The organism is Capnocytophaga sp. oral taxon 902, assembly GCF_013394735.1.
In the GTDB taxonomy this organism is placed as follows: Bacteria; Bacteroidota; Bacteroidia; order Flavobacteriales; family Flavobacteriaceae; genus Capnocytophaga; species Capnocytophaga ochracea.
Map to the genome: position 1 here is coordinate 1636039 of NZ_CP058261.1, position 20648 is coordinate 1656686.

The following is a 20648-nucleotide window of genomic DNA, read 5'->3' on the forward strand; positions in this document are numbered from 1 at the left end:
TAATAATAATTTGCGAATTAGCTGATTTGTTGATTAGCACGGCTCTCCATACAAATCGTAATCGGTAGCATCAATAATCTTTACATCTGTAAAATCACCTATCTTTACATAGTGTTTTTTAGCATCGATAAGCACCTCGTTGTCTACATCGGGCGAGTCGTATTCGGTGCGACCTACAAAGTAGTTGCCCTCTTTGCGGTCGATAAGGCAACGAAAACTCTTCCCTAGTTTCTCTTGGTTGAGCTCCCACGATATTTGCGATTGTATCTCCATAATCTCGTTAGCACGTGCAAGCTTTACTTCTTCCGGCACATCGTCTTCGAGCGCATAGGCGGTAGTATTTTCCTCGTGACTGTAAGTAAAACAACCCAAACGGTCGAAGCGCATTTCTTTTACAAAGTCTTTTAGTTTCTGGAAGTCTTCTTCCGTTTCTCCTGGGTACCCCACAATAAGGGTAGTGCGTATAGCCATTTCGGGTATTGCTTCGCGGAACTTTTTCAGCAGTTTAGTAGTCTTCGCTTGAGTAGTACCGCGCTTCATACTTGCGAGGATAGAGTCAGAAATATGTTGAAGCGGAATGTCTAAATAGTTGCAGATTTTAGGTTCAGTCTTCATCACCTCCAATACGTCCATCGGGAAGCCGGTAGGGAATGCATAGTGTATGCGTATCCACTCGATGCCTTCGACTTTCACAAGGACACGCAGTAGGTCGGCAAGGGCGCGTTTCTTGTAGAGGTCGAGACCGTAGTAAGTAATATCTTGGGCGATGAGTATAAGTTCTTTCACCCCTTTGGCAGCCAGCTTCTCCGCTTCGGTTACGAGAGCTTCAATAGGGGTCGATAGGTGCGCCCCGCGCATTAGCGGAATTGCACAAAAGCTACAAGGGCGATCGCAACCTTCCGATATTTTCAGATAGGCGTAGTTCTTAGGGGTAGTAGTGAGGCGCTCGCCTATGAGCTCGTGTTTATAGTCGGCGCCGAGTACTTTCAAGAGGGCAGGTAGCTCACTGGTACCGAAGTATTGGTCTACATCAGGGATTTCTTTCTCCAAATCGGGTTTATAGCGTTCAGAGAGACACCCCATTACAAACACCTTATCTACCAATCCGGCTTCTTTCTGTTGTACATAGTCCAAAATAGTGTTGATACTCTCCTCTTTGGCATTGTTGATAAACCCACAAGTGTTAATCACCACAATATTGCCTTTTTGTTCGTGCACCACCTCTTTACCACCCGCTTTAAGTTGCCCCATCAGCACTTCGCTGTCATACACATTTTTAGAACACCCAAGGGTTATGACGTTTATAGTGTTTTTCTTTATACTTCTTGTTCGCATTTGTTGTTAGTTTCAGGGTGCAAAGATAAGAATAATTTTGTGGTTCACGCTTAAAAATGGAAATTCAGTTGTACAAAGCCTATTTTAGCTAAACGACTCTCAAACCACTCGGTTTGAGCATCGGGGTCGAAGCTTCGGCGATCGCGACGAATGCTGTATTTCACAAAAAAACCTGGCTCGGTAGCTACCGAAAAATTCTTGCTCAAGCGAAATAGTACCCCGAAAAAAGGATTAAGAGCAATATTAGTAAAGTGTTGTTGGCGGTCTTTGTAATAAAGATAACGCCCCCAAACATCAATTCCATAGTAAAATTGCCATTTCTTATAGTCTTTGAAGAGTTTGTCAACACCTATCTTCAAAGCGAGTTCATAACTGCTATCCTTAGCAGTTTCTGCGCGATAATCTCCCCCAATACGATAGGCAAAAGAAGGCGTTTTTAGGTAGCGGTATTCCAATAGAAAAGCATTGCTATCACTGGGGAAGGCGGCATTTACAAATTTGGAAAGCCCTATGCCTATTTGATGCTTACATTCTGGTATATCATTCACAATTGTCGTAGGAGAGGTAGTGGCGACGATACTATCAGTAGTCCTAAAAAGAACATTGCCCTCTTGAGCGAGAGCAATGCCATTAATTATAGTTAAAATGAATAATAAGAAGTTTCTCATTACTTATTTAGTTTTAGTAAAACGTTTGAATATTTCGGTTACTCTATCTTCAAAGTCCGATACGTATTTTTCTGCTTTTTCTTTAGAACCGTCAGAGAAAATAAAGTAAACTACCTCTTCGTCGTTTTCTTTATCGAATTTCACATCAGCTACTTTGCGACCATTTTTATAGAGCTCTGCTTTTACATAAGTATTTGCTTCTTCCACTGTTAAGTCTCCTATTTTTTTACCTAACTTATGCACTGATTTTACATCTGCTTGTGCTATAATTTGAAAGTCATTTTGAATAGCTAACACGTGAATGTTATCAACTGCTTCTTCAAAAGTAGCAAAGCTATCATAATTACCAGAAGTAAGTTTTACATTGGCTTTTAATCCAGTTGTGCAGCCTTGAGGAGAACTGAAGGCAAAGTCAAAGATAAAGTTCTCAGCGGTTTGTTTGGTAAGTCTGATAGTAGTGGTAAATGGATTGGTAAAAATAGTAATATCTGCTGAAGTAGGCACTGCAAAATTAGCGTTTTGTTCATATCTCACATTGCCAATTGTTACTTCAAGCATTTTTACGTTATCTACCGTAACAACAGCGTGACCTTTTATAGGAAGTTTACTTACATCTCCTCCTTCAAAAGTAGCTTTAAAATCTTCATAATTTTCTACTACCCCACGGGCATTGTTGGTAGTACTGCTAGCCGTAGCAGGGAACAACCAAACAATGTTATTGGTAGTATTAGCCGTTTTGTCCCATTGTTTAGTAGTGCTATTCCAAGTGTAGGTACCTTTGAGCTCTTGATAGTTAAAACCATTGTCTTTGTTCAAGTCAAACTGACGGTCGAATTGGTCACCTAATTGGTCAAACCACGTTTCTTTTTTACCATATTGGTCTCTACCTGCTTCTTTGAATACAGTATTGTAAAAGAAGTCAGCAAAACCGCCGTCATTTGCTTTTTTAAGACAGTCATAAAAACTGTTCATCGTAGCGGTAACCGCCGCTTTTGCTTCCTCTGCAGAATATGCAGGAGCATCATCGTTTTTGTCGCCACAACTTACGAGGGCAACTGTGGCCAAAAGGCTCAATAAAAATTTCTTCATAATGTTGTATGTATTTAAATTTTGGGGCAAAAGTAATGCTTTTTTTTATTCTCAACTATTAAAGGAATGTTAAACTTTTACACAATAACAAAAATCCAACCTCTTTCAGAGATTCTCCAATTAATCACACTTCTCATTTGCTAATTTCCAAATTTGCTAATTCTCTAATTATCCCTTCTCTTTCCGTCACTATATCCCCCTCTCCTTTGGAGAGGGACGGGGTGAGGATTCCTCTTTCTTTCGCCTCGAAACCCCGTTTTTACCATTTTTTGTATCGCTGTATTATATTATGAGTCAACTATTTATGTGCCCTTTCTATACCAATCGTCCAAGATTCGTATAAGCTTCCTATAAGCTCTCTATAAGCTAACCCCACCCTCCTTACACCTTTTTTTCACCAAAAACTCTTCCTTCTCTCTTCCGAACTTTTTCGATACCTTCCGAACCCCTCAACGCTTCCCCATTTGCTAATTTTTCCCCGCTTGCCGTGCTACAATTGCCTGCCGTGTTACGACCTCGCACCTCCGAGCTTTCCAGAAATCTTTCAAATAAAAAACTGCCCACATTACTGCAGGCAGTTTCTATATCACATCTCATTTTCTAATTATCTCATTTTCTCATTTTCTCATTTTCTCATTTTCTCATTCTCTCATTCCCTCATTTTCTAATTATCTCATTTCCTAATTACCTCCACCCATTTACCATTGGTACGGGTGTTGTAGCGGTTGCTGTACATTGCCTCAGCATAAGTACCCGGCAGATAATAGTGTCCCGCATACGAAGCATTCAGCTTGAGCTTGATATACTTCGTTTGTTTGGCTTTCAGCGACAAGTAGAAATTCGCACGGTCGTCACGGAAATCAGTGTAGTCTATATAGCCGTTGCCATCACCTTCATCATAGTCAGTAAATCGAGTGTTTACAATCTCCCAGCCCGAAGGGATAATTTGGGTGAGTGCTACATTGTCTACTCTCTCCCCTGTGAGGTTCGTAATCTCAATAGTAGCTACAAACTGAGTGCTTTGGCGCAAATTAGTCACATCAAGTGTGTGTCCGTTGTTATCGCGGTAAGTCGTGTTAAGAGCCAGTCCGTTTTGCATAGCGAGCTCTTTGCCTACAGGTAATATACCACTGGTAATGAGGCGTACATAAAGGGTTTGGTTACCATTGTTCTTCACTTGTAAAGTCTCATTGCCTTTGGCAACAAGCGTCTTCTGTAGTATTGGCTCGGTAGATTTTAAGTTTTCGGTTTTACCACCCAAAGTATAACTAGCTGCTATATTTCTACCGCTCTTGTTCTTTTGTACATATTTTGCCATTGCATAAAGCGAATAGGCTGTAGTTTGGGTGCTGAGCCAATCGTTAGTCGAGAGTTTTTCTGCAATCTCCAATGCCCAGCGTCCTGCATCTTCTTTCCTACCGATAAGCAAAGCAGTTTCCATTGCCATTGCTTTATTGCGCAACACCGAGCCGTAATAGTTATCGGCATCGTCGTCTATGGAAGTGGTTTGGAAGAGCTTTTCAGCGGTTTGCTTTTGTCCGGCAAGAGCGTAGGCTGCTGTCAAAGTACGTTTAGCGTTAGGAGTGAGCTCACTGAGTTCACGCAAGCGGTTCATAGCGCCTATGTTAGGATTTCCGGCAAGAGCCAAAGTATAGAGGCGATAGGCTTGGGCAAAATCGTTTTGATATTTACCCTCGTAACGCCATTGGCGCGCCTCATTATTCTGATAGTCGAGCCAACGCTGTTTGCTACCTGAGGGCAATACATAACCTTTCTTCTCGGCTTCTACAAAAAACTGACCTATATACGAGGTTACCCAATCATCGGCATACTTACCTCCTTTCCAGTAGGTAAAGCCTCCATTAGAGAGTTGGTTTTCATACAATTTGCTAATGGTAGCACTTACATTGCGGTTCACCTCATCGGCTTTTTCTTTAGAAAGGGTTACAAAGTCAGCTAAGAAAAGTTGAGGAAACGCCCCTGAGGTGAGTTGCTCGCTACAACCGTGCGGATAAGCGATAAGATAACCCAAACGCTGGGTAAGGTTCACCCCTGGGAAGCTCGATACTTCTAATACAGTCTTGGCTTTTTCACCAAAGAGATTGATATTGAGAGAATGCGACTGTCCGCCTTGCAATACGGCGTTTTGTACTACATAAGTTACAGGGTTAGGGTTGTACACATTCATTTCCACCTCATAAGTCGCTTTTTCCTTACCCGAAGTGGCAATGATTTTCACCTTACCGATACCTGTTTGCGAGGTGGTTTCAAGTTCAAAGTATGCCATTTGCTCCCCTGTTTTCTCGAAGTGCAACTGTTGGTTGCGTGTGCCTACTACTTTAAACAAACCGTTAGTCTCTACTTGTAGCGATACGTTCTTCACTTGTTTTTCCATAGCAAAAACGGTTACCGGCAACACGATTTTCTCATTAGGCACTGCTTTGCGTGGTAAGGAACCCAAAATCGATAGCGGACTCACCACAGGTATATCCTTTTTCTCAGCACTACCATAGGCGTTGCCTTTCACATCGCTGGCTACTACCATCACACGAGCAGAGCCCATATAGTTAGGAATTTTCACGGTATGGGTATTGCCCGCTCCTTTTTTCAGTTCAAACGGACCTCTAAATATTACGAATGGCTTGAAGCGGTTTGCTTTCTGTGCATCGGCACCGCCTAAATCTTCGTCTCCTCCTATACTGAACGCTTGGTTGATAGTACCTCCATAAGCACCTATTACATCGTCATATACGTCCCAAGTCTTTACTCCAAGAGCAGTTTTGCTAAAGAAAGTATTCCAAGGGTTAGGAGTTTTGAAGCGGGTGAGGTTTAGGAGTCCGTCTTCTACGATAGCCAAAGTGTATGTCATCGGTTTACCCGATTTCTCACTTACTTTAATCTGTACCTTTTGGTTAGGAGTCAATCGGTCGGGCATTTGGATTATAGGATTGAGGACGGTATTCTTGTCTACCACCTTCACCGGTATCACCCCATAGAGGCGTATAGGTGCATCATTGAGCGTTTTGTTGTGTGGTTGCAAGAGGGTAACATAAAAATACACATTAGGCGTCATCTTATTGGTGATAGGTACCTCAAAAGTAGTTTCTTTATTAGCGGTCTCTACCCAGTGAGTTTCGAGTACATCGTTCCCGTTTTCTACCGAGATGAGCGCGCGACCGCCTTTGTCTGACGGAAAACTAATCTTAGCTTTTTCACCTACGCTGTATTCTTTTTTGTTAGTACCCAAAGCGAGCATTACCGCTTCACTACCTTCACTGCCACGCGATTTGCCACTCCAGTCACCCCAATCAAAATAAGCAGTCGTGCCACATTTATGACCGCTTTGGTCATCAGTGAGCATAATAAAATAGCGACCCCAGTCGGCATCCGGAATATTGAGTGTAAAACGTGCTTTACCACTGCTGTCGGTAGTGATGTTTTTAGTGGTGTAAATAGCATTGCTACTACTGCTATTGTAGGTAGAGATATTCTGGTTCGAAGCGTCCCACCACCAGTTCCAGCCTACTTTATACACGGTTACCGATACGTCTTTATGGCTGAGTGGTTTGCCTTCTTCGCTGAGTACTACTGCATCGAAAGTGTGGTTTTGTTGGGTGTTGTAATAATCGTATTTGTTGGTTTCGGGCAAGCGTAAACCTACGTACTCACTATAAGGTGAGAAAGAGGCTGTACTCACATCGGTACTGAAATCGCCACCACTTTCGTTGGCTTGGGTGAGGAAGTTCACTTTTAGCATACCAGGAGCATCTAAGTCGTTAGTTCTGAAGTAGAAATTCGCATTCCCGTTGCTATCGGTACGCCCTTCAAATACGTTCATCTCTTCGCTCTCAAACTGATAAGCACGGTTGTTGAACACGTATTTTTCATAACCTTTGAAGGCAGTTTCTAAGGGGTAGAACTTCGCTTTCACGCTCACACCTGTATTACCTGCAGGAGTGCCGTGTAACCACAACACTTGCAAGCGCACATTGTCGCCCTTTTGACTGATAAGTTTACCGTTGAGGTTGTTCTCTATCTTCAAGCGGTTAGGCTTAATGGTTTCAATTTTGATGCGTTTGCTGAATTTCGTAGCTCCTGCCGAGATACTCACACTCCAATTGCCCGTAGGCGCATCGGAGTTGGTTTTTAGTCCAAATACATACTGGTTGGTAGGGTTGCTACTCTGCATACGCTCGGCAATCACCTTTCCGTAAGGGTCAGTAAAGCGCAGTTTGATAGGCAGTTTTTCAGGGGTCTTTTGGGCAAAGTCATTCAATATAAAACCCACATAAATGCTATCACCGGGTCGCCATACGCCACGTTCGGTATAGATAAAGCCGTTGAGCCCTTTCTGTAAGCGCATACCATCTACATCGTATTTGCTTACCGACTGTGGTGCGCCGTCGTCTAACTTCACATAGGTAGTGAACTTGTCTTTTTTCACTTTAGCAAAGTAAGCACGACTGCTGAGGTCTAAGCGCAATATTCCCTTACTATCGGTTTTGCCTTCTTGTATTTTCTGCTGTTGGTAGCTGAATACCTCTACTATTGCTCCAACTACCGGTTTGGTAGTGAGCAAGTCGTTTACTACTATGGTAAAGTTGTTCGTTTGTCCTTTCTTTACAATCACCCCAAGGTCGGAAGCAAGCACATTGGTACCCACCGTTCTGCCGTAGTAATAATTGTCTTTACAAGGACTATCCTCGTCTTCTTCCCAATAGAATTCTTCGTCGTAATCATAGTATTGAGAGTAGTTTACATCGTCGTCATTTAATGGTTTTTGTTCAAACGAAAGGTCAAGAGGTTCTTCGTTTTTAGCACCACAAGCGTAGAGTGAATAGTTTTTGGTCATTCCTAATTCTACTCGGTAAATCGCCCCTGGTTCGGGTGTAATCACCGAAGCAAGGTCGAGCGAATAAGTATTCCACTCGTTCAGCGGATAGAGCGCACTGTCGTTCAGTTTGAGTACTTTTCGTGCAATAGGTTTGCCTACACGCTGTATGTACGAGCCTCCGCCCAAATCGTTATCTTGCAAAAACTGAAAGATATTGTTCTCGAAAATGCGGTATACTGTTACATTCACCGCGCGCAAGTTGATAGTTTGGAAGTTGATTTTCAAATTCTGTGAGCTCGGTAGGATAGTACCGCTCTTAAGGAAGCGAATATCGGGTTTTTGCTGTAAAAATTTGATGTCAAAAGTCGCTTCTTTTTCCAAGCGGTCGCCATAGATATTCTTGATACCTTTAGAAACGTGCACCTTGTAGTCACCCTCTTTTTGTTCCTCCCGGAAGACTTTCACTACGTTGCCGTTTACGCTGTATTTCAGTGCAGTATTGGTATTGCTGAGGCTTATGAGTCCTGTAAAATCTTGTTCTTTTTCTAAGGGGTCAGAAAAGTTTACACTGAAAGCCTGGTTGGCACCATCGGTTTTAACGTTTAGTGCCTTGAACACCCCCTTTTGCGGAATAGTATAAGAGAAAGGTATAAGGTTTTCTTTAGGTATGTCTTTAACGTCCCATTTTATTTGGAGAGTTTGTTCTTTGTTGAGACGAGGCAAGCTGTCGAAGATAATCACAAACTTGTTATTAGTGCCTTGCGACTGGAACTTCACTCCTACTTTCTTCCCATCAAGAGTCGCTTTTAAAATCTCTTTAGCGGTTTCGTAAGGTATTTGGTCATTAGCCAAGAGTTCAGCACTAAGAAAATAATAATCACGGTTGTACGACTGTAACTCGTTTGACCTTACTCGAAAGGCTTGTTGAAAAGTTTTCACTGTAAAGTTGAAAATCTCCAGTTCCTTTTTTGGTACTGCATAGAGCTTCTTTACGTGAAACGACACGCGGTACTCTGTGTTTTGAGCCAAAGGTTTTTCAGGCATAAACTCTACAAGTGTAGGGTTTACGCACACCACTTTTCCTTTCACCTTAGGCGAAATTTCAAAGAGGTTAAGGTCGCTCACCTTGTCCATTTTGTCTTGCGACAAGGGTTCGTTCAGTAGTATTTTTATTCCTGAGTGAGCAGAGATAAGCCCTGAGGTATACCCTGAAATATAATCTTTAAAAGCTAGTGGGTCGCTGTTGAAATTTACATTCTTCTTACAAGCGATAGCGACCAACAACGCTATCAGTACAAAGCTTATTTTTTTCATATTTTGATGACACTAATATTTTAAGGTACAAAGGTAGGAATTAATTATCAAATTAGCAAATGCTTTCTGAAAAAGCGTACCCTCTAAAAATAATACTTGTGTCGCTCACTCTAATTGTTTGTACTGTTACGACTGCCTGTGTGGCTCGTACTTAGTTAAAAATCTGCTCTAATATTTTAAAGGTGATGAGGTAGGTAGGCTTTACTCCCGTAGTGCCCAAGCCTCCTGAGGCAAGAGTGCTACCAGTCTCCAAAGGATTGTCGGAAGCGTAGTAAGCATAACGCACTTTCACATCTTCACGTATGCTCTTGCGTATTTTTGATGCCGACTGTATGGCTTTTTGGTAATGTACACCTTCCATCTCTAAGCCTACTGCATTCCACGTAGAGTGTAGGAAGAATTTTAATATATCTTTGTTTTGTAGTGAAGTTCCTAGCACAGTAATCATAGAGCCCTCAAACACTTTCAGCCCATTACCTTCAAAGTCGGCTTTCGTAAATTCGTTGTGGAAAGGATAGTTATCTGCCGTACCTTCGAAGATGTGTGCAGTAGGAATCATCAGGTCTCCTTTCTCACCTTCCAAGATGCCTGCCTTACCCATAATTGAGATAGAAAGCACGTCTAAGAAATAGGTCTTGCCTCCTTTGTGATAAGGTTTTAGGAGTTCATCTATGGTCTCAAAGGCTTGTTCACCAAAAGCGTAGTCCATTACTAATATCACAGGTTTTTCACCCTTTTCAAGGTGATGTACTTCGTATGGTGTATCTGTAAAGTCTATTTTGGCAGTGTCAAACAGTTGCACATCGATGTTCGTACCAGAAGTATCGTCTACCGAAATCATTCCGTGTTTATGAGCGTATTCCTTCACTTTTTTGCGTAAAGGTTCACTTTCGGGCAGACTTAGGAGCTCGAAGAGTTCTATACGTGAGTTTACTTCCACTTCTTTGGCAAGTGCTTTTTCAGCAAACAAGCTGTTCATCACGCTGTGCATATTGGCACTGATGATGTGTAACGGGCGTTCTAAGAGTCCATTTTTTAGTAATATATGCTTGATGTGTTCCGCCCATATCTCTCCGTGTAGGTGATGCCCGATACGCTCGCGCAATACAGTGCTAAAGGTGATAGTGCGCTTATCGTCGTTCACGCGTTCGTTCAGAGCGAGCTTGCCTAACCAGTAAATAATGTGGATAAAGCGGTCGGGTAGGGTAGGAGTAGCTAAGGCTTTGTAAGCTCCCAGCACCTCTTCAAAAGTGCGCCCTAAAAGGTTGCCTATGTGTATAAAGGTAGCCTCACGCTCGGCAAGGGTGAGTTTATTTTTTTGTATATTGGCTTCTAATTTTGCCCAATCGTGCGAAATTTTATTGTCGTCTAACAGAATGCGGTCAGCGATTTTGTGTGACTCTATAAATAAGAAAGTAAGGTGCGTAAGCACGTCGTAAATATCCGAACGACCACGAGTGATTTCAATATTCATCTGCTCAGGGTCTATACGGTAACAATTGCGGCGACGCTTCGGTGGGATAATAGGCTTGAAGTGCGATTGGCGGTATCCCTCATCAGCAATTAGGTTGATGTATTTACACTGCTCAATCCCTTCAGGCAGACGGTCAAGTACGTAAATAAGCCCGTTCAGTTCCGATTTGCTCTCTGCAATACTACCATAGATTTCTGGACGCAATACCAGTAGTGATTCGCGTAGTGCCTCGCCCGAGATACCCATAGGTTTATAGAAACCCCTTGAAAAGAGGTGTCTCATCGTTACATACATACGCTCTATAGCGTTCGTTGATTCCTGTGCTCTACTTTTCATATAATTCTTCTACTTTCTCATAAACCAAATCCGGCTCCCAACCGCGGTACAGTAGGTAATTAGCCAGTTTAGCTTTAGCTTTATAAAGGTTCTTTTCTCTGATGGTAGCTCGTTTTTTCTCAGCCACTATCTCGAAAGTATCTATGTATTCTTCTTCGTCAATTTCTTCTAAGCCCACTTCAATATTGTAATCCGAAAGTCCTCTAGTTTTTAGTTCCCGTTCTATGCGCACGCGTCCCCATTTTTTGATGCGAAACTTACCACGGGCAAAGCTTTTAGCAAAGCGCTCTTCGTTTAGGAAGCCGTTCTGTATCAGGTGTACCACTATATCATCAATAGCCAAAGGTATCATACCCATAGTACGCAGTTTTGTTACTACCTCGCGGTGGCAACGCTCTTGGTAGGCACAATAGGCTTCCAGTCGCTCTTTTGCCTCTTGTATGGTATAGGTCTTTGCAGTAGCTTCCATTATATTTTGTAATTGGGCAAAGATACAAGAAAAGCTACCAATACGGTAGCTTTCTCTTAATAACTTTCTTACTAATCTTTTACTAACTTAATTATACGGGAATTAGAGTCGTGATTAGAAAATAGCTTCTAAGTCTTTTTTGTGCTTAGAAAGTAAAGCTCTTGTTATACCATAGTTTGCTTTGGTCGAGTCTACTACTAAATAAATGAAATAACTGCCGTTTGCTGACACATCAATAATGTGATTTTGGTCAGTTAGAACAATAACAATCTCATCTATTTTTTCCTTAGAAGCCAATCCTAATGCTTGAAGAGCATTTTGTTTAGCCTTCACTACCTCTAAGTTATAAGCAGAACCTAAGTTAGGGTCAAAATTAGGATCTACTGATTCTGCGCCGTAAGAAACACCTGAACGTACTTCAGTTACTGAAACGGCGATAAAACCAGGAATGTTATTTTTTACATCCTGAATAAATTTGTCTAAAACGTTTGTCATCTTTTTGAAATTTTTATTTTGTGGATTAATTGTTTACTTAAAAAGTGAGGCATCGAGCGGATTTGAACCGCTGTAAAAGGTTTTGCAGACCTCTGCCTAGCCCCTCGGCCACGATGCCTTTTTATGTTTTGTAGTATCAGCGTGCAAAGTTACTACCTTTTTTTTAATTAGCAAGTTTTTTCTGTTTTATTTTTACACTCACCGAGGCTACGTCGCCATTAATAGGGGGATTGATTTTCGCAATTTCAAGTGTTATCTTCTGAACCTCAGAAAGCTCTTTGAATATCCTGTCTATAATGCGACCCGCTACGTGCTCTAATAATTCCGACCGTATAGCCATCTCTTCTTTTACAATCCTGTTCAAGTGTACATAGTCTACCGTGTCAGCAAGCCGGTCGCTTTTAATAGCTTTTTCAAGAGGAACTTTCACCTTCACATCCACGCGGTAATCACTCCCTATAATACCCTCTTCAACAAGGCACCCGTGATTGGCGCGAACGCGTATATTCTTTAAGATAATATGTTGCATTCTATATTGTTATACTACTATCGCTGTGCACATTTACAGTTACTTACTCCTTGGAATAGGTCAAGACCTAAGGTTACCACGTGAGTACCTGAGTTGTATCTGATAAGTTCGTTTAAGTGGAGTTGGTAAGAGTATGCAAAGTACACCATTCCGCGTTTGAGCCCCGCCATAGGACCAATGTTTAGTGGTTTGAAGATTTGGTCATTTAACGAGCGATAATTCACCCCTACCCAATAATAATCGTCTAAATCCATCCAGCGGAATTTAAGGTTAAAATCAGTAGTAGAACGCCCGTCGCTTTCGTAGTACTGATAAAGTACTGAAGGCTCTATTTCAAAACGACTGTTCTTGTCTTTTTTATAACGGTATCCTGCGTAAACAAGGTAGTTGCGCAAAGCCTTAGGCTCTTCTTTGTAGAAACGCTCAATATCCTTGTTTAAGATGTTCAAACCCGATAGGTTTACGAACCATCTTTTATAGCGGTAAAGCACCGCTACATCAAAGTTGTGATTCACAGTAAAGCGGTCGTTAGTAACTTGTGGGTCAGGAATATTGTCGAACTTGTCGATATCAATCCTAAAAGTGTTCAAGGCATACGAAATACCAAATGAAATAAAGTGGTTGTCATAACGGTCAAGTGTAAGGTGGTGCGCAAACGTAGCTTTACCCCCCATTTGCTTGGTGTTCCCGTTGCGGTCATTATAAAGCATAAGCCCCACGCCACTGCGTTCTCCTAAACGCATATCTCCCGCAAGCGATTGATAATCAGGAGCGCCCTTAACGCCTACCCATTGAGTACCTGCTGAAAGACGTATTCTCACAAAGTCCCCAATACCTGCATAGGTAGGGGCAATAAGAAATTCGCTATCTGCCAAATATTGGTTCATTTGTGGCAAGTTCAACTCTTGCGAAAGAGCTTTCCCCCCATAGTGCATAGTGCGAGCATTAACAATACTATTCTTTTCATTGTCGATAAAAATTTACTTAAACTATTTTCTTGCTATAAAATTACTAATTATCTCACAACACCTATATAGTACGTAGCTATAGTGTGCAAAATTTTCAGCAAATATACTCATTATTTTTTTACTGCACTATTTTTTTACAAAAAAAATGTGCATATTTAACACATTTATATTTTTATTAACATTTTTAAAGCTGTTTTTCAGCTTTTTATATTTTTATGTTTTGTGAATAATTAACATATAAAAATAGCCTATTTATACTTTTTTATGAAGATTATAATGCTAAAAACGGCTTTTGATGCGTTTTTTCATATGTGTAAAAAACACCGTATCTTAATGACTCCACCTAAACAATTTTAACGTTTCAAAATGATGATTTTTTTCTATAAACCACAAAACATCTCACCCACATCACTCTAAAATCACCCTTCCGTCATTATTCTCCCTCCACTCGTCCCACAAGTCCGAACCATTCTGTCTGCTCGACCTCATTGGAGGTTGCTTTATAGGAGGTTCAACTTTGCTCTCCGCTGGCGCGAGCTTTTAGCTCGTGCTCTCACTACAAATTTTCTAATTTGCTAATTTTTTAATTATCCCTTCTCCTTTCCGTCGACACATTCCCCCTTTGAAGGTAGCCAGCGATGGCTGGGTATGTGCCCCACGAGAGCGAAGTATGTGTAAAGGGGGAAGTTTGTCACCTTTTCCAGCTTGTCCCCCTTCGGGGGTTCGGGGGCTTACCCAATAAATGACTCGCCACATTCCCCCTCTCCGAGGGAAGTCCGCGAGAGATTTTCATCACATTTTCTTCGTCATTCGTCTCTCGTCATTCGTCATTTCATTATTTTTTCCGTCACACTCCCTCCTAGTGCCTGTGGCCTAAGGCCTATCACCTCTTCCTCTTTCTTTCGCCTCGAAACCCCTTTTTTACCATTTTTTGCATCGTTGTATCATATTATGAATCAATTTTTTATATACCCTTTCTATACCAATCGTGCAAGATTCGTATAAGCTTCCTATAAGCTCTCTATAAGCTAACCCCACCCTCCTTACACCCTTTTTTCACCAAAACCTATCTCAACCCTCTTCCGAAACCCTCCGTTTCCTTCCGATAGCTCCTAACAGTCCCAATACATCGCTTTTGCGGTATGCACTTTGCCAAAGTTAATAGCCCGTCGTGCTACGACTGCCCGTGCGCTCGCACCCTCATTTTCTAATTTGCTAATTTCCAAATTCTCTAATTTTAATTGTATACAACCTAACACTTTTTTTCTTACCTTTGTAGCTTAATATAAAACATTCTTACTTTCTAAGTATACTAACCAATGAAAAAGCAACTTTTCTTTATCGCACTCTTACTCCTTACCGCCTTTGCTTGTGCACAAAAAAAGCCTATTAAAGTGGCGTGTGTAGGCAATAGTATTACCTATGGCTATGGCATTGAAAACCGCGAACAAAACAGTTATCCTTCGGTGCTCCAACGTCAGTTAGGAAAAGGCTATGAGGTGGAGAACTTCGGTCATTCAGGAGCTACTTTGCTCAGCAAAGGGCATAAGCCTTACATTCAGCAAGAAGAATACAAAAAAGCACTTGCCTTTGCAGGAGATATTGTGGTCATTCACTTAGGTATTAACGATACCGATCCCCGCAACTGGCCTAACTACCGCGATGATTTCGTAAAAGATTATCTGTCTCTCATCGCTTCGTTTAAAAAAGCGAACCCCAAAGCGCGTGTTCTCATTGCTCGTATGACCCCTCTCGCACATCGGCATAAGCGATTCGAATCTGGCACCCGCGATTGGCACGCCGAAATACAACAAGCCATAGAGCGCATCGCCAAGCAAGCGGGCGTGCAACTTATCGACTTCCACGAGCCTCTATATCACTTTCCTCAAATGCTCCCCGATGCGGTACACCCTAATGTTCAAGGGGCGGCTATCTTGGCACAGGTAGTTTACAGTGCCATTACAGGCGATTACCGAGGTTTGCACCTCCCCGCTATCTATTCCGATAATATGGTGTTGCAACACGGCATACCTCTCACCCTACACGGTATCGCCAATACAGATACTAAAATCACTGTGAAGATAGGCAAACAACAACTCACCACTACCGCCGATAGCAATGGCAAATGGCAAGTAACCTTATCGCCACTTACTGCCAAAGAAACCTATACGCTCCAAATCACAGCAGGAAAAGAAAAACGCACCTTTACCAATGTAGTAGCCGGCGAAGTATGGCTTTGCTCAGGGCAATCGAATATGGAGTTTTATATGAACCAAACTTCTACGGGCGAAAAGGATATTCCGCAAGCCGATAATCCTAATATCCGCCTATTTGATATGAAAGAACGGTGGCGTACCGACCCCGTAGAATGGAATCCCTCAGTATTAGATTCGCTGAACCATTTACAATATTACCGCCCTACTCAGTGGCAAGTATGCTCTCCTAAAACAGTAAGCCATTTTTCTGCGGTAGCTTATTACTTCGGGCGTACTCTCCAAAAAGATTTGGATATGCCCGTGGGGCTCATTTGCAATGCTGTGGGGGCTCACCTACCGAAGCGTGGATAGACCGTCGTACTTTGGAATACAACTTCCCAAGTATTCTTTATAATTGGCGTGAGAATGATTTTATAATGGATTGGGTGCGCTCTCGTGCTTCCGAGAACATCAAAAAGTCTACGGATAAACTCCAACGTCACCCCTATGAGCCTGCTTATTTATTCGAAGCAGGAATACTCCCTTTAAATCATTATGCTATCAAAGGGGTAATATGGTATCAAGGCGAATCGAATGCGCATAACAAGGACGCTCATAGCAAGTTATTTCCTCTATTGGTGAAGAGTTGGCGCACTGAGTTTGGCAATCCACAAATGCCTTTTTACTACGTACAGCTATCCAGTATCAATCGTCCGTCGTGGGGTTGGTTTAGAGACAGTCAACGTCGATTGATGAAAGACATACCACACAGCGGAATGGCAGTATCTTACGACCACGGTCACCCCACCGATGTACACCCAAAGAACAAACAACCCATAGGCGAACGCTTAGCGCAATGGGCTTTGAATGATACTTATGGCAAGACAAATATAATCCCTTCAGGACCTTTGTTCCGTTCAGCGACTTTCAGTGGGAAAGTAGCCACAGTTTCTTTTCAGTATGCACAAGGCTTACACACCGCCGATGGTAAGCCCTTACGCGGTTTTGAACTTTCTGACGGCAATGGTATTTTTTATCCTGCTACCGCCGAAATAGTAGGTGAAGAAGTGAAAGTAACCAGCAATCAAGTCGCTACCCCTAAAGTCGTGCGCTACGCTTTTACCCCTGTTACCGACGCCAATTTAGTAAACCAAGCCAACCTCCCCGCCAGTACCTTTACAAGTGAAGAATAATGGTTAGAGGTTAACGATTAGTGATTAGTATAAAGCAATTGCTTTTGCGTCGCGTTTCCCCTCTATTCCCTCTATTCCCTAATTTTCTCATTTCCTAATTCTCTAATTTTCTAATTCTATTGCCTGTCGTGCTACGACTAAATAAGGCTTCCCGATATCTCATCAGGAAGCCTTCATTACTGTATAATTTAACTAGTTGCGGTGAAGAAAAATATCACCTTATGAAAAAAACCTTCTTATCTTTGGTCTTAAAATGATGTTTTTCAAAAAAGACTCCCACAGAGGCTAAAAACAGTTTTTGTTTATCATTGTGATGAAGTTCTATCGCCTATTTCTGTGGGAGACTGCCATTACTACTGATTATCTTTCACTACGTTTATTTCCACCCTACGGTTAATTTCCTTTCCGCGTTCGGTCTCATTGCTCTCAATAGGTCGTGTTTGTCCATAACCTTTGGCGTCGAGGCGTTTTTTGCTTACACCGTGGCGAGAAAGGTATTGCTTGATGGCATCAGCGCGGTCTTGTGAGAGTTTGAGGTTATGCTCAGGAGTACCGGTGTTATCAGTATGACCTTCTACTACAAAGTTAAAATCAGGGTTCTCGTTCATAATGATAGCAATGTTATCCAAGATAAACTCAGCCTGTGGTTTCACTACCGATTTATCAGTGTCGAACAAGATAGTCTTAGCATAAAGGTTTATCTGTTTCACCACGCGTTGGGTACGAGCTTCGCGTTCTTCTGCCGTTTCCACACGAGTAATCGCTTTGTTAGCCGATACGCGTTTGCGCTCTTTCTTTACCTTAGGTTCTTTTACCTTGGTGCGTTCTACGTGGTCTACAATAGGATTCTCACGGGCAGTAAGAGGCAATTTAAGCACTACACCAGCACCCCATTGGTAGTAGTCGTGACCGGTTCCACCTCCTACGTTGTAGGCAGTGTTTACATTGGCACCTACTACATCAGTAAACCAGAAGTTCACTCCTACACCAGCAATAAACTTAAACTTGCTCTCGTTATCTACTGAGGCAATGCCTACACCCACTTGTGGATAAGGGTCAAGCCAAGGCAATCCGTTCCATAAGCGGTTTAGGTGATAACGACCACGTACATCAAAAGCCCAATAACTCTTCGCATTGGTGAGTTTCGTTTCCTCTACATCGGGGAAGTAATTTTGGTCTTTCTTAATGCTTGCATAAGCAAAACCAGCTTCGGCAGTAATACCTTTTTTGATATATCGAGCAGCGTTCACGCGGAAGCCCACATTCATATCAGGATACCCGAACCAGTCTTTTACTACACTTCTTTCAGGTACTTTAAAGTCTACGGTGCTCACGCCCACTCCTACGAGCCAAGGGCGGTAGTTATCTTGTGCTGATAACACACCTGTGCTAAGGGTTGCTAAGGTAGCAACCATAAGTATTTTTATTCTGTTCATTCTCGTTTTGTTTTAGAAATTAGTTTGTCGCTACACGCGCTTTTCTTACATTCCTTTTATTCCCCCTTTAAACGTTTGTTCTACCCAAGGGAATTTAAGCTTCCAGTCATTTACATAGGCACTTGGTACATACAATGTCGTATTGTTACCTTCTTGTATTACCTGATTTTGCATTGTAATAGCTCCTGGTGTAGTCGAGGCTATACGCACTTCTCTTAACTCTTTAAGGAAAAGGTAATTGTCAAGAGTTTTTACTTTGGTTCCTATTGTAATAGACTGTAAGGTTGTAGGGAAGGTATAGTAATACGGACTACTACCATTAATCCTCTCTATTTCAGGTAAATTGATACGTTTGATTTTCGTTCCGGCAAATGCTCCATCATATATATATTTTACTTTATCCGCCACAACAGTTACTAAGTTTTGAGAATAATAAAAAGCATATGAATTAATAACTTCTACATTGTTAAGGTCTATCTTTGTAATAATAGGGTTGCGGAAAAGTTCGAATCCACTTATAGAAACGTTGGAATTATTATAACCATACGTAACCTCTTTTACTGTATAAGGTACTTTTGGTGGGTTTTGCAACATATCAAAACTCCGTTGGGTAACGTATACATTGCTAGAAAGTCCTTCTAAGGCAATACCATTATTGTTGGTTCTCCAAAATTTAGTTACGCGTTTAATAGTTACCACGCGGTCTTCCGCATCGGTCTTTTTCAATCTAAGGGTAATAGGAGTTGTCTCATCGTAATGGTTTTTAGCCGTTACTTTTAATAAATTACCTGTTTGCTTAACAGTTACCCTTTCGCCGGCACCATCTGGTTTTAAAGTAGAGGTATCGTAAGTAAAGCCTTCGGGAACTTCTATGTCTACATAGTCCTTAGCGTCTTTGGTAGTTTTGTCACCGTCAATATTCTCAATAACAAAATTATTGCCGTCCCAACCTCTGTCACGTTCGCCCACTATTACAGTAAGGGTAGCAGTAATGCCTACACCATTAGCAGTTTTATCGGTGATACGAATATCGTGACTGCCTGTACTGCCGTCTTCAGCTTCAATAACAAGTGAGGGAGAGGGGTCTGTACTCTTGCTTACACTCAAATAACCCACAGGAACTTCATAAGTGAAGTTATCAGTTGCACCGTCAATAGTAACGGTCCGTTTTTCTTTTTCTTGCATATGGATAGTGTGCGTAGCACCATTGCGGAAGAAAAAGTTGGTCTCGGTGCTAGAACGCGGTTTCTCGCCCACACCGTCATCGGCTTCTGATTTGCATCCTACTAAAGTAAGTGCTGTAAAAGCTACTAATGCAAAGATGTTTTTTCTCATATTTCTTTTCGTTTTTTAGTAAAAATTGAACGTTGCAAAGTTAAGGGGGCTGTCAAGTATTTGCCAAACTTTTTAAGATTAATTTAACGCGTTTTACCTCAATGACGTACTAATGACGTAGTTTTTTAACAATTGTTAAGGGAAATTATTTATCCACGTAAAATAAGGGCTCGCAAAGGGTCTTGCTTTACCAAAAATCACCTAAAAACTCCCTAAAATTGCATTTGTAACCTATTGTTCTCTAATTATTTACTAAATCTTGTAGTATTTTTGACGTAGTGCCCAAAACATACTAAAAAATTACTCTTTTATATAATTCCCATTTTTTCCTCACTTTTCAGCCCTTTTTTCTCTATTTCTCCTCATTTTCCATTATTTTTTTCCTCATTTTCTTCCTATAATTTTCCCTCGTTATTCCTCATTGTTATTTCACAAGGTGTAGTCTTGATACTATTTTTAACGTCAGTTCGATATATACAACATTAATTTACAATCGTCTTTCTGTTACTGCTTCGTGAAAATCCAGCAACGCAGTTACCAATCCGTGCGCATCACATTTGTCAATTATCAATTGTCAATTGTCAATTGAAAGACTGTCCGTGTAATCAGTCCGAGACTTTTAGGTCGCTTGCTATTTATTTGTTTGATTTGTAAAGATTTGTAAGATTTCTGTAGTGTAGGCTACACTTTTCTTATATCGAACTCACGTTAGTTATTTTATGTCCGATAAGTCTAACCAGTAGAACGAGAGATATTAGAAGATAGTAGCTCTATAACCTCGATTAATTTTCAATTATAATTTAATTAATCATCATCGTAGAGCCACTGTAGAGCCACTGTAGAGCCACTGTAGAGCCACTGTAGAGCCACTATAGAGCCACTGTAGAGCCACTATAGACCCACTATAGACCCACTGTAGACCCACTGTAGACCCACTGAAAACCCACTGTAGTTTCGTTTGAAGTTTATTTAAAGTCC

General features: G+C 41.5%; 11 protein-coding genes, 1 tRNA gene and 2 pseudogenes. 1 reads left to right on the forward strand and 13 read right to left on the reverse strand.

Annotation, left to right across the window (positions count from 1 at the left end):
* Positions 1-33 precede the first annotated feature (33 nt).
* The 11 genes and pseudogenes from rimO to HW278_RS12820 form a co-directional block, all read right to left on the reverse strand.
* Complete coding sequence (gene rimO, locus HW278_RS07000) at positions 34-1335, reverse strand: 30S ribosomal protein S12 methylthiotransferase RimO (RefSeq protein WP_178977376.1); 1302 nt, start codon at positions 1333-1335, stop codon at positions 34-36.
* A gap of 50 nt (positions 1336-1385) precedes the next feature.
* Positions 1386-2003, reverse strand: coding sequence for a hypothetical protein (locus HW278_RS07005; RefSeq protein ID WP_178977377.1), 618 nt, complete (start codon positions 2001-2003; stop codon positions 1386-1388).
* A 3-nt stretch (positions 2004-2006) separates the two neighbouring features.
* On the reverse strand, positions 2007-3092 hold the full coding sequence (locus HW278_RS07010; protein ID WP_178977378.1) for a hypothetical protein: 1086 nt from the start codon (positions 3090-3092) through the stop codon (positions 2007-2009).
* 673 nt (positions 3093-3765) lie between these two features.
* On the reverse strand, positions 3766-9240 hold the full coding sequence (locus HW278_RS07015; protein ID WP_178977379.1) for an alpha-2-macroglobulin family protein: 5475 nt from the start codon (positions 9238-9240) through the stop codon (positions 3766-3768).
* Positions 9241-9391: 151 nt separating this feature from the next.
* Positions 9392-11050 (reverse strand): DUF6909 family protein, encoded by a 1659-nt coding sequence (locus HW278_RS07020; protein ID WP_106096032.1) that lies wholly within the window; start codon positions 11048-11050, stop codon positions 9392-9394.
* Positions 11040-11519: a regulatory protein RecX gene (locus tag HW278_RS07025; protein ID WP_178977380.1), complete on the reverse strand. Its 480-nt coding sequence runs from the start codon at positions 11517-11519 to the stop codon at positions 11040-11042. The genes HW278_RS07020 and HW278_RS07025 overlap by 11 nt, the downstream gene beginning before the upstream one ends.
* Positions 11520-11633: 114 nt before the next feature.
* A complete protein-coding gene (locus HW278_RS07030; protein WP_178977381.1) occupies positions 11634-12014 on the reverse strand; it encodes a hypothetical protein in 381 nt (126 codons plus the stop codon).
* Positions 12015-12061: 47 nt separating this feature from the next.
* A tRNA-Cys gene (locus tag HW278_RS07035) sits at positions 12062-12132 on the reverse strand.
* A 45-nt stretch (positions 12133-12177) separates the two neighbouring features.
* Positions 12178-12543 carry a dihydroneopterin aldolase gene (gene folB / locus HW278_RS07040; protein ID WP_178977382.1) on the reverse strand — a complete coding sequence of 122 codons (366 nt, stop codon included), beginning with the start codon at positions 12541-12543 and terminating at the stop codon, positions 12178-12180.
* A gap of 17 nt (positions 12544-12560) precedes the next feature.
* Positions 12561-13510, reverse strand: a pseudogene (locus tag HW278_RS07045) (type IX secretion system membrane protein PorP/SprF).
* A 568-nt stretch (positions 13511-14078) separates the two neighbouring features.
* On the reverse strand, positions 14079-14267 hold the full coding sequence (locus tag HW278_RS12820; RefSeq protein WP_317166215.1) for a phosphinothricin acetyltransferase: 189 nt from the start codon (positions 14265-14267) through the stop codon (positions 14079-14081).
* A 563-nt stretch (positions 14268-14830) separates the two neighbouring features.
* Here HW278_RS12820 and HW278_RS12825 point away from each other — a divergent pair.
* Positions 14831-16899: pseudogene (locus HW278_RS12825) on the forward strand (GDSL-type esterase/lipase family protein).
* A gap of 353 nt (positions 16900-17252) precedes the next feature.
* On the opposite strand, the gene HW278_RS07055 reads toward HW278_RS12825, so the two are convergent.
* A complete protein-coding gene (locus tag HW278_RS07055) occupies positions 17253-18335 on the reverse strand; it encodes an OmpA family protein (RefSeq protein WP_178977384.1) in 1083 nt (360 codons plus the stop codon).
* 45 nt (positions 18336-18380) lie between these two features.
* Positions 18381-19670 carry a leucine-rich repeat domain-containing protein gene (locus tag HW278_RS07060; protein WP_178977385.1) on the reverse strand — a complete coding sequence of 430 codons (1290 nt, stop codon included), beginning with the start codon at positions 19668-19670 and terminating at the stop codon, positions 18381-18383.
* Between the last annotated feature and the right edge of the window lie 978 nt (positions 19671-20648).

Excerpts from the sequence above, each read along its gene's own strand:
- folB (WP_178977382.1), bottom strand. The coding sequence starts at position 12,543 with ATGCAACATATTATCTTAAAGAATATACGCGTTCGCGCCAATCACGGG.
- HW278_RS12820 (WP_317166215.1), bottom strand. The coding sequence starts at position 14,267 with ATGTGGCGAGTCATTTATTGGGTAAGCCCCCGAACCCCCGAAGGGGGA.
- HW278_RS07010 (WP_178977378.1), bottom strand. The coding sequence starts at position 3,092 with ATGAAGAAATTTTTATTGAGCCTTTTGGCCACAGTTGCCCTCGTAAGT.
- rimO (WP_178977376.1), bottom strand. The coding sequence starts at position 1,335 with ATGCGAACAAGAAGTATAAAGAAAAACACTATAAACGTCATAACCCTT.
- HW278_RS07005 (WP_178977377.1), bottom strand. The coding sequence starts at position 2,003 with ATGAGAAACTTCTTATTATTCATTTTAACTATAATTAATGGCATTGCT.
- HW278_RS07025 (WP_178977380.1), bottom strand. The coding sequence starts at position 11,519 with ATGGAAGCTACTGCAAAGACCTATACCATACAAGAGGCAAAAGAGCGA.
- HW278_RS07020 (WP_106096032.1), bottom strand. The coding sequence starts at position 11,050 with ATGAAAAGTAGAGCACAGGAATCAACGAACGCTATAGAGCGTATGTAT.
- HW278_RS07030 (WP_178977381.1), bottom strand. The coding sequence starts at position 12,014 with ATGACAAACGTTTTAGACAAATTTATTCAGGATGTAAAAAATAACATT.
- HW278_RS07015 (WP_178977379.1), bottom strand. The coding sequence starts at position 9,240 with ATGAAAAAAATAAGCTTTGTACTGATAGCGTTGTTGGTCGCTATCGCT.
- HW278_RS07060 (WP_178977385.1), bottom strand. The coding sequence starts at position 19,670 with ATGAGAAAAAACATCTTTGCATTAGTAGCTTTTACAGCACTTACTTTA.
- HW278_RS07055 (WP_178977384.1), bottom strand. The coding sequence starts at position 18,335 with ATGAACAGAATAAAAATACTTATGGTTGCTACCTTAGCAACCCTTAGC.